This is a genomic window from Flavobacterium sp. N2038 (assembly GCF_025947185.1).
GTDB lineage: Bacteria > Bacteroidota > Bacteroidia > Flavobacteriales > Flavobacteriaceae > Flavobacterium.
The window spans coordinates 349,691-360,352 of sequence record NZ_CP110001.1; the positions used below are offsets into that span (position 1 = coordinate 349,691).

At 33.5% G+C, this 10,662-nt stretch carries 9 protein-coding genes and 1 tRNA gene; 2 read left to right on the forward strand and 8 right to left on the reverse strand.

What is annotated here, in order from left to right:
* Positions 1-74 precede the first annotated feature (74 nt).
* Both OLM51_RS01465 and OLM51_RS01470 read right to left on the reverse strand, forming a co-directional pair.
* Positions 75-161: transfer RNA gene (locus OLM51_RS01465), tRNA-Ser, on the reverse strand.
* Positions 162-221: 60 nt separating this feature from the next.
* A complete protein-coding gene (locus tag OLM51_RS01470) occupies positions 222-1,091 on the reverse strand; it encodes a LysR substrate-binding domain-containing protein (RefSeq protein ID WP_264552656.1) in 870 nt (289 codons plus the stop codon).
* A gap of 90 nt (positions 1,092-1,181) precedes the next feature.
* Between OLM51_RS01470 and OLM51_RS01475 the strand changes: the two genes are divergently transcribed.
* Positions 1,182-2,423 (forward strand): MFS transporter, encoded by a 1,242-nt coding sequence (locus OLM51_RS01475; RefSeq protein WP_264552657.1) that lies wholly within the window; start codon positions 1,182-1,184, stop codon positions 2,421-2,423.
* 176 nt (positions 2,424-2,599) lie between these two features.
* Here OLM51_RS01475 and OLM51_RS01480 read toward each other — a convergent pair whose 3' ends face one another.
* The 5 genes from OLM51_RS01480 to OLM51_RS01500 form a co-directional block, all read right to left on the reverse strand.
* Positions 2,600-3,631, reverse strand: a complete 1,032-nt coding sequence (locus OLM51_RS01480; protein ID WP_264552658.1) for an asparaginase — start codon at positions 3,629-3,631, stop codon at positions 2,600-2,602.
* The gene (locus OLM51_RS01485) at positions 3,621-4,757 is read right to left on the reverse strand and encodes a 1-acyl-sn-glycerol-3-phosphate acyltransferase (RefSeq protein ID WP_264552659.1); all 1,137 of its coding nucleotides are present in this window, start codon (positions 4,755-4,757) and stop codon (positions 3,621-3,623) included. The genes OLM51_RS01480 and OLM51_RS01485 overlap by 11 nt, the downstream gene beginning before the upstream one ends.
* A gap of 63 nt (positions 4,758-4,820) precedes the next feature.
* Positions 4,821-5,600 carry a TatD family hydrolase gene (locus OLM51_RS01490; protein ID WP_264552660.1) on the reverse strand — a complete coding sequence of 260 codons (780 nt, stop codon included), beginning with the start codon at positions 5,598-5,600 and terminating at the stop codon, positions 4,821-4,823.
* Positions 5,601-5,828: 228 nt separating this feature from the next.
* Complete coding sequence (locus OLM51_RS01495; RefSeq protein WP_264552661.1) at positions 5,829-7,484, reverse strand: S41 family peptidase; 1,656 nt, start codon at positions 7,482-7,484, stop codon at positions 5,829-5,831.
* Positions 7,485-7,647: 163 nt separating this feature from the next.
* Positions 7,648-8,601: a tetratricopeptide repeat protein gene (locus tag OLM51_RS01500; RefSeq protein WP_264552662.1), complete on the reverse strand. Its 954-nt coding sequence runs from the start codon at positions 8,599-8,601 to the stop codon at positions 7,648-7,650.
* A 209-nt stretch (positions 8,602-8,810) separates the two neighbouring features.
* Between OLM51_RS01500 and OLM51_RS01505 the strand changes: the two genes are divergently transcribed.
* Positions 8,811-9,248: a retropepsin-like aspartic protease gene (locus OLM51_RS01505; protein WP_264552663.1), complete on the forward strand. Its 438-nt coding sequence runs from the start codon at positions 8,811-8,813 to the stop codon at positions 9,246-9,248.
* A 79-nt stretch (positions 9,249-9,327) separates the two neighbouring features.
* Here OLM51_RS01505 and OLM51_RS01510 read toward each other — a convergent pair whose 3' ends face one another.
* On the reverse strand, positions 9,328-10,572 hold the full coding sequence (locus OLM51_RS01510) for a TCR/Tet family MFS transporter (protein ID WP_264552664.1): 1,245 nt from the start codon (positions 10,570-10,572) through the stop codon (positions 9,328-9,330).
* Positions 10,573-10,662: the final 90 nt, after the last annotated feature.

Here is a 10,662-nt window from a genome sequence, read left to right on the forward strand (position 1 = left end):
TAACTATAGAAAGTTAATAAAAAAACCTCGAAATACAGATTTCGAGGTTTGGTATTATTTAAACTAAAATTTTGCAGAGAGGAAGGGATTCGAACCCTCGATACAGTTACCCATATACTAGCTTTCCAGGCTAGCTCCTTAAACCACTCGGACACCTCTCTATTTAGGTTTGCAAATAACACAAAAAAAAGTGACTTACAAAAGTAAAATCCAATAATCCTTTAGATACTTTTTCTGAATTCTTCCATAAACAGTTTTACAGCCTTCTTTTGATACCCTCCCATGGTTAACATAAAAGATTCTCTTCTCGTTGCAACTCCTGTAATCTGAATAGATTTAAGAGTATCCCAGCCTTTTAATGCTTTTTCGGCTACTATGGTTGCCCAATCGCTGTTTTCTACCATTTGTAATAAGGCATGTATCGAATGCAGCTCTATTGAAATTTTAGGTTTCATGTTAAACTTCTGAAATAATTCTTCTACAAACTCTCTTGAATTTGACCCTTTTCCCGGCAAAATCAAAGGGATTTCTTCTATTTTCTTAAAAGCTATTTTATCTAAATCTGCCAAAGCATGTGTTCTGGAAACTGCCAAAACCATGTGCGAAGTAAACAAAGGAACTTTCTGAATTGGCATTTCAATTTCATGCGATGAGATAACCAAAACAACATCTAACTGATTATTTATAAGCTTTTGTTCTAAAACTTCTGTGGTTCCGTATTCAACAACAATTTTTAAGTGCTGGTATTCTTTAGCAAATGTATTGACAATTGGCAAAATCAATAAACCAAAAATATAAGTAACACCTATTCGCAGCTCTCCACCAATCATTTCGTTTAAATCTTCGATTGCCTGTTTTCCGTTTTCTACATTTTCTACCACTTTTTTAGCATGAATCAAAAAAACCGAACCCGCTTCTGTAAGCTGTACTTTTTTACCAATTCTTTTAAACAAAGGCAATCCGAGTTCTTCCTCCAATTTTTTAATTTGTTGCGAAAGCCCGGATTGTGTGACAAAACACAATTCTGCCGCTTTAGTAAAATGCAAAACCTCAGCCGTTTTAATAAAATATTCTAATTGATAGATTTCCATATTGATAAGTTTTTATACTTATTATCAGTAAAATTATTAATTTTTCTAATGAAATCATAATCCCGACCTTTGTATTAAATAATTAGGATCATGTTTAAGGCATTAAAATCAAAAAACTTCAAGTTATTCTTCTATGGGCAATCTGTTTCTGTTATCGGAACCTGGTTGCAGAAAACTGCTGTAAGCTGGATGGTTTACAGTATTACCGGTTCTGTATTTTTATTGGGTTTAGCCACTTTTTTAAGTATGATTCCATCTTTGTTTCTGGCTCCTTTAGCCGGAAGTATTATTGGACGATATGACCGACACAAAGCCATGATTTTATTGCAATCTCTGGCAATGCTTCAGGCCGGAGCTTTGGCTTTGCTGCTTTATCTAAAAATTTACAACATCAATTTTATTCTTGCATTAAGTCTTTTTCAGGGAATTATAAATTCTTTTGATATGACTTGCAGACAAACCATGATGATTGATATTGTTAATGATAAAGAAGATTTGCCCAATGCAGTAGCACTAAATTCTACTCTGAATAATTTTGCCAGAATTGCCGGTCCGGCCCTAGCCGGAATTATTTTGCACAATTATGGAGAAGACATCTGTTTTATAGGAAACTTTTTGAGTTATATTCCTGTTTTGATTTCGCTTTTCATGATGAAAATCACGCCACATATCAAATCTGAAGATAAATTTAAAATGCTTGATGATTTTCTTGAAGGTTTAGATTATGTTAAAAAAGAAACCGAAATGGCAAGAATGCTTTTAATGTTAATGTGCAGCAGTTTATTTGTGATCTCATTTAACACTTTGATGCCTGTTTTTGCAAAAGATATTTTTAGCGGAAATGCACAGACTTTCAGCTGGTTTGAAAGTGCTGCCGGAATTGGTTCAATTCTATCGGCTATCTATCTGGCAAATCTTAAAAAAGCCGACAATATGAACAAAATTATGATTGCTGCGAGCTTATTATTAGGTTTTAGCATTATCATACTTGCTTATTCAAACAGTTTAACTATAGCCCTTATTTGTATGGCTTTGAGCGGTGTAGGAATGATGGCTCAAACCTCATCAATAAATATTTTTGTTCAGACTCAAAGTTCTGTAAATATGCGTTCAAGAAGTATTAGTTACTATTTAATGGCTTATCAGGGAATGATTCCTGTGGGAAGCTTAATTATTGGATATGTTTCTCATATTATCGGAACCAGAAATACGGTTGCCATACAGGGAATAATTTGTATTCTTTCTGTGATTGTGTATGTTTATTATAAAAAACATAAATCTTCAGAAGAATTAGAGACTTGTCCGGTGACTTATAAAAATTCCAAATATTAAAGAGGAAATTCCAATTTTTTAAATTCCAAATTCCAATTCAATTATCGACAATCTTGTGATTTCGAGTCTCGTTCGAAATGACAAACTTTGCAGATGTAGTAAACCCGACAGGTTTTTAAAACCTGTCGGGTTTGTTATGTAAACTTTTTGGAATTTAAAAAATTGGAATTTTTTATTTAAAGTGAGATTTCCCCGCGCAAAGCTGTTTCAAAAACATCTTTGAATTCGTTTTGCGGAATATTATGTCCCAGCAAATACATTAGTTTTGTAATTGCAGCTTCTGTAGTAATATCTTTTCCGGAAATAACTCCCAAAGATTTCAGAGCCGTACTGGTTTCATATTGTCCCATGTTCACACTTCCGCCTGAACATTGGGTTACGTTTACGATATGCATTCCGGATTGAATTGCTTTTTCGATTAAATTTAAAAACCAATCTTCGGTTGGTGCATTTCCAGATCCGTAGGTTTCTAAAATAATTCCTTTTAAATCTTTAATAGACAGAATTGAAGCCAAAACAATTTCGCTCATTCCGGGAAACATTTTGATAATCGCAACGTGATTGTCTAAGTTCTTGTGAACTATTAATTCTACACCTTCTTTTACAGGAAGAAATAAATGCGAATTTAGTTTTAAATGCACTCCGGATTCTACCAATTCAGGATAATTTGGTGCTGTAAAAGCTCTAAAATGTTCTGCATTTACTTTTGACGTTCGGTTGCCACGGTATAATTTATATTCAAAATACAAACACACTTCATTGATAACCGGTTTCCCGTTTTCCTGAAGTGAAGCAATTTGTATCGCTGTAATTAAATTTTCTTTAGCATCGGTACGTAAATCTCCAATTGGTAACTGAGAACCTGTAAATACTACCGGTTTGGCTAAATTTTCCAGCATAAAACTCAATGCCGAAGCCGAATACGACATGGTATCTGAACCATGAAGTACCACAAATCCATCATAAGAAACGTAATTTTCTTCGATAATTTCTGCAATTTTTGTCCACTCTGCAGGATTCATGTTTGATGAATCTATAGGTTCATCAAATGAAACAGTTTCAATCTCGCAATCTAATTGTTTGATTTCAGGAATTTTTTGGAGTAATTTTCCAAAATTGAACGCTTTAAGTGCTCCTGTTTCAAAATCTTTGCTCATACCAATGGTTCCACCGGTATATATTAAAAGTATTTTAGCTTTAGATGACATCCTGATATTTCAATTTATTCACAACCGGATTGGCATACATTGCTAAAAATCCTTGTCTTGTTACTGGATTATCACTTCCGATGCGCATTTCTAAACGGCGCTCAAAAAGTGATTTTTCGCTCTCTTTGTATTTGTGAGCAAATTTATCTGTGTTGTTTAAGATATCGTAAGCAATAAAATTAGTTGGCCACAATTGGTAATTCTTTAAAACCGAATCATCAATAGCTTGTGCTAAAGCCTGAACTTGTTTGTTTACGTTATCATTTTCGGCTACGATCTGATCGATTTCTGTATCCAGAACGTCTCCAACTGAAATATGTATTCTTTTCTTAGTTCCCATGACACCACTTAAAATGGTCATGAAATCTTCGTTTTTTTCTTTGATATAAACTTCGTTATTTGCTTCTGCCATTAATTGCGGCATTTTCAGAACATCTGTAGGATCATATTCGTAAGAAATAGAAACCGGAACGATTTTTAATTTCTTAAAATAATCCATCAAATTAGGTTCATCAGAACCCATTCCGATCATTTTTAAAACGCCTGGATTGGTTTCGTCATTTCCGTCTTTTGTTCTTCCTTCTCTCTGGGCAATCCAAACCGAACGATTTTCGCGAAGCAATAATTGACCTATATATTCAGAAAGTAATTTAGAACTTTGCAACATTTCACGAGGTGTTAATCCTCTTAAAACCAAAAAGTTTCTATTTAGTTTTGCTAATGTCGACAAGAAGGCTTTTTTAACCAGATTATCTCCAATTGCTGATGCTGTCATAACTAAACCATGCTCAAACAAACAAACATTTAGCAAAGTAGTGTCTAAAAGAATATCTCTGTGATTGGATACAAATAAATAAGAAGTGTTTGGCTCCAGTTTTTCAAAACCAGAAGTTGTTAAACCCTCAGAACTTCTTTCAAGGACTTTCTGAATAGTATTGTAAATAAAGTTACACTGAAAATCACGAATCGAATGTGTTTTCTTAAGCTGATCCTTCCAAACCTCGTCTTCTACTTCCGGAAAAGTAAAATTCATCATGGCTTTCATCATCGGATGATTAACAACACCATGAAGTGCTTCATTTATTTCGGAATCATAAAACGGTCGAATGGCATCAAATCTCTGCATTATTTATTTGGGTTTAAGTGGGCAAAAGAACAAAAAAAAAATTAAAGTTTTGTAAGGTCTTGGTTAAATCCCAAAAACGTCTTTTGAGTTTTGAGTTGTAATTGTTGCAACTTCTTCTATAGAAACATCATAAATATCGCTTAACTTGGCAATAACATTGACCAAATAACTGCTTTCATTTCGTTTTCCTCTGTAAGGAATTGGCGCTAAATAGGGCGAGTCTGTCTCGAGAACGATGTGTTTTAAATCGATTTGATTTAAAAACTGATCAATTTTTCCATTCTTAAATGTAACAACACCACCAATTCCTAATTTCATATTATAAGAAATGGCTTGTAATGCCTGATCTAAAGTTCCGGAAAAACAATGAAAAATCCCAAATAAATCTTCAGATTTTTCTTCTTCAAGCACTTCGAAGATCTCATCAAATGCTTCACGGCAGTGAATTACAATGGGCAATTTGTATTGTTTTGCCAACTGAATTTGTCTCTTAAAGGCAATTTGCTGCTCTTTTAGATGTGTTTTATCCCAATACAAATCGATTCCGATTTCACCAACAGCATAGAATTTTCGCTTTGACAATTCGGTTTCCACATGTGCAAGTTCTTCCAGATAATTGTCTTTCACGTAAGTGGGATGTAAACCCATCATCAGAAATATATTATCCGGATAGTTTTTCTCTAAATCGTACATAGACTGGGTTGCTGCCGCATCGATTGCAGGAATAAAAAAACGTGTGATTCCGGCATCTATAGCGCGTTGAATCATTTCGTCACGATCCTGATCAAACTCTTCAGAATATAAATGGGTGTGTGTATCGGTAATAATTGGTATTAAATTCAATTGTTTCTGTTTTATAGTTGTCAAAATTACGACAATATTAAAAGAATAGCAATTGCGGGTTTATTGGCACACGGATTTTACAGATTCACTTCGCGAAAACGCGGATGAAAAACGGATTTTTCTGTTTTTGTCGTACTGAGCGAAGCCGAAGTCCAGCTAAAAAAAGTCCCCCGATTCTTTTTTTCTTGCTGATAATGTCTTCGACTTCGCTCAGATGACATACTTTATTTATTTCCCTGTTTCTGCAAACAGCAAAGCTCTTTCTAAAATCTCATCTTTTCCTTCCTGAACTCCTTTTACAGTTAATTTTACTTCAATATTTGGAACGATTCCTATTCTCTGAGTTTCTTTTTTATTTGGATAAAAAACACCTGAAGAAGTAAAACTGGAATCAAACCCCTTGATAATTGTAAAAAAATAATTTGATCCGTCTGCTCCTGAAGTTTGCATACCAATAACAGTTGCATTTGGGGCTGTTTGAAGACTCATTACTGTTTGCTCCCCAAAACTATGTGTCCCGGGACCTACTAAAACAATTACTTTCCCTTTATAATAATCTGCATTGATTTTTCCGCATTCCTGCATTTCATCATTAAAATAATAGCGGCCGGGATAACTTAAATCCTGATAAAGTAATCTCAGGATTGGTTTAGGTTCTGAATTTAAGTAGTCACTTACTAAAAAGTCTGTAGAAATCGGTCTTGCTCTAACATCAAAAATGATAGATTTTGTGTTTTTTAATTCTTCCATCATGCCCGCAATATCTTCTTTTGGCACTTTACTCATTCTTACCATACCAATATTATTTCCCAAAATCTCCCATTTTGCAGTACTTTTTGGCGGCGTCCTTTTAATTTTTTCATTCAGATAACGATGTATCTTTTTTGTTGAGATAACATTATCTCGCATAAACTCAATCTCAAATTCATCATCATTTCCTGTAAACATTACAAAACTAGCATTAGCTGCCGCTGCAGCCTTGTTAGATCCCTGCATGTATCTGGAGAAATCTTGTACTTTCTCTTTTATGCTAACTCCGTCAAGTTTAGTAATAATGTCACCAATTTTTAAATCGTCAATCTTGGCCAATGAATCATTGGCTAAACTTACAATTACAGATTTGTCATCTACTAATCTGGCAGTGAAAGCTGGATATTTCTCACCTCCTAAATACTTAAACATAGCTGTATTAATCGTCGCGGCATGCGAATCATTAAGTTTTATAGAGATTACTCGCATTGCCATTAAAAATTCTTTTTCAGACTTTGAATTCGAAATTTGAGGCAGAATTTCAACTAGTGCATCATCCCAATTTTGATCCATTACATATTTATACGGAAAAAAATATTCAACATAATTCCAGAAACGGAACAATCCTAAAAGTCGTAAATTCTTATCTGTCCATTTAAATTCAGCATATTCCGGTTCATTCACAAACTGAAGCTTAACACCTTCGCCATCTCGGTTTACATAATAATTTGAACCTTGAAATCTATTTTCAGTAATAAATTTCAATTTATTTGAAAGGTTTTTAGAAAATATCTTTTCTTTTTGTGTCCACTCTAAATTTAGATTTTTATTAAAATAATCCTTTTTTGAATCATTACTGACAAGCTTATTTACCGGAACTTCTCCCAGTTCCTCTATCCATTTTTCTATTACTAATGAATATTCTTCTTTTGTTGAAGCATTTTCCACTTTTGGTAATACTTTAAAAAGCTGTTCATCCCAATTTACTTTCCCACCAGCAACAACAGGATGATAATATTTTAAGAAGCCCCAAACTTTGCAGGTCGCAGCAAGTTTTTCGGTTTCGGTAATTTTTGTAGTACCAAAAAGGGCTTGATAGAATAGAATAAGAAAAAGTAAAATAGCTTTTTGCATTTAACAAATTGGTTAAGAATAATAAATCGTTTTTGGCTTGTTATTGGTATAAAATAAAAATCGAATTTAGAACTAAAAATCTAAATTCGATTACGGGTTCACGTAAAGCGACTTATAAAAAGTCAATTTTTACTATTTTGATTGCAAATTCACTAGAAACAACTTACCCTAAGGCATCCAAAAGATCCTGAACTTCATCATAATCCTGGTAATCCTGAGAAATGGTTTGCAATAACTTTTTGCAGGATTCGTAGTCTCTTTGTTTTAATTTGGATAATGCCAAATACCAGATTGCTTTTTCTTTATAGGCTGAATTTCCTGATTTTAATTCATTAAAAACTGCCTCTGCTTTTAGAAACTGACTTTGTTCCAAAAGAGAAATGGCATAGAAATATTGTATTTCGGGTGTTTTTGTTTTTTGCAGAATTGCTTCGAAATGCGGAATTGCCAGCGAATATCTTTTACTATTAAATTCTGTTTCGGCTTGTTTTAAAGGGCCGCCTTCGCTTCCTCTTTCAGCAAAAGCAGCTTGTTCGGGATTATTGTAATCCTCAAAAACCGGGTTCTGATTGTAATTAAAAAAGAACAATCCGAACAAAATTATAATTGATCCTGCAACAGCAAAATACCAGGGTTTTAAACCAGTGGCTTTTGGTTTCTTGTTAAAGTGATTTTCTGAAATCTGTTCCAGGTTTTCTTTAAACTCTTCTCTTTCTTGCTCAAAACCAGATGTATTTTGTCCCTGAAGTTCAAAATCTTCGGTCTGCGCAATTAATTCCAACGCCGATTCATTTATAGAGGTCACATCTTCGTGAATGGTCACACCGTCATTAGATATTTTTTTAAACTCCTTGAGCCATTTTCTTTTGCATAATAAAAGAAAGTAAGTATCAAATGGACATTTCAGATTTAATCCCTTTGATTTTGCCTGATTAAAAAGTAAGAGTAGAACTTCCTCTACTATTCCTTTAGCTTGTTCTTTATCACCGGAATTATTGAGAACAAAAAAAACGACTTTGGGCACAGACTTCTGATAAATTGATTCTATAATTTCTGAATCATTTGAAGCGATTCCATCAATATACTTTTGGTCTCGATGTGTCTTAATTTTATCCATAAAAAAACTTTTAATCTTATAAAGTTAAAAAAGAATATTAAATAATTTCAAATATACCTTAACATTTACTAAATCAGACCTATATAAGATTTACAATGCTCTTTTTTTTATCTGTTTTTTATGGAGAAAAAATCAGAAAATTATATCTATTATATCGTTAGCTTTTTGTTTGTAATTGGCTTATTTTTGATATTCAATCAGTATTTAAAATGGAAAATCTTCATGCCGTTCTCAAAAAAGAGAAATACAAAAAAATAAAATTTAAGGTTACCAAAACGCAACACCTTCAAATTAAAGCCAAAATCAACGGCATATCCGGAAATTTTATTTTAGATACAGGTGCTTCAAATACCTGCATTGGTTTTGAAAGTATTGAGCGTTTTGAACTGGCAGCAAAAAAATCAAAAACTAAAGCCTCGGGAGCCGGCGGTACCGGAATGGCAACGCAAATTTCATCTGAAAATAAATTACAACTAGGCAGTTGGAAAAATAAAGATTTCAGCATTGTTATTTTTGATCTTTCTCACGTAAATGAAGCTTTGAAATCATTTAAAGCAAAACCGGTACATGGCATTATTGGTGCTGATGTTCTATTGCAGGGAAAAGCGATAATTGATTATTTCAACCATTATTTGTATTTAAAATAGAAAAATTCCAAATTCCAAATTCCAAATTCCAAATTCCAAATTCCAAACAAAAAACTTCAAAATGAAGGTTTTTTGTATATTATTCCTGCTGAATAATTTCTGTTTTTGGAACTGAATGTTTTTTCAATGAAAAATAAGCAACTACCGTACTCAGTAACATTAAAAAACCACCTAAAATAAATGGTGCTCCGGCAAATTTAAAAGGTGCATCACTGTGGGTAAAAAAATAAAAGGTATTAGCCATCATTGGCGGTCCAATTATAGAAGATGCACTCATTAAACTTGTTAGAGTTCCCTGAATTTCTCCTTGTTCACTTGGTGATACTTTACTGGCTACTACAGATTGTAATGCAGGACCGGCGATTCCGCCAAGGCAATATGGAATTAAAAACACAAACATCATCCAGCTTTCGCTTGCAAAGGCAAATAATAACATTCCGATGGTATATAAAGCTAAACCAATATAAATACTTTTCTCATTTCCAATTTTTGGATTGATATATCGAACTAATCCTCCTTGAACAACTCCAACTAATAATCCAATAATTCCTAATGAGATTCCGATCATTCGTTCATCCCAGTTAAATTGATAAATGGTGAAGAAACTCCAGTTACTTTGTACGGCATGCGAACCAACATATAAAAGGAATATAGCTGAGATTAATCCAATTAATTCCTGATGTTTTTTTAAACCTAAAATTGCTCCGACCGGATTGGCACGCCTCCAGTCAAAAGGTCTGCGGTTTTCTTTTTTAAGCGATTCCGGCAAAATGAAAAATCCGTACAGGAAATTTACCATGCACAATACTGCTGCTGCATAAAAAGGAACTCTTGAACCGTATTGCCCCAATAAACCGCCAATAACAGGTCCTATAATAAATCCTAATCCGAAAGCGGCTCCAACCAAACCAAAATTCTTTGCTCTGTTTTCTGCAGTACTAACATCTGCAATATAAGCAGAAGCAGTTGTAATACTGGCTCCGGTAACTCCTGCTATAATTCTACCAATAAACAACCAAAGAATTGTTGGTGAAAAAGCCAATAAGAGATAATCTAATGAGAATCCAAAAAGAGAAATTAAGATAATTGGTCTTCTTCCAAATTTATCACTCAGATTTCCAATAACAGGTGCAAATACAAATTGAGTTATCGCATATGCAAAAGTTAGCCAGCCACCAATTTTTGCGGCTTCACTAATATCACCGTGAATCAATTCTTCGATTAATTTTGGAATTACAGGGATAATAATTCCCCATCCGGTAATGTCTATTAACATGGTTATAAAAATGAAACCAATTGCAGCAGATTTATCTTTTTGTAGCATAGTACTTTTTAGTAAGGTGATACAAATAAACAGATTTTTCGTTTAACAATAATGAAAACTGTCTATAGTTTTTCACGCAGATTTAATAAA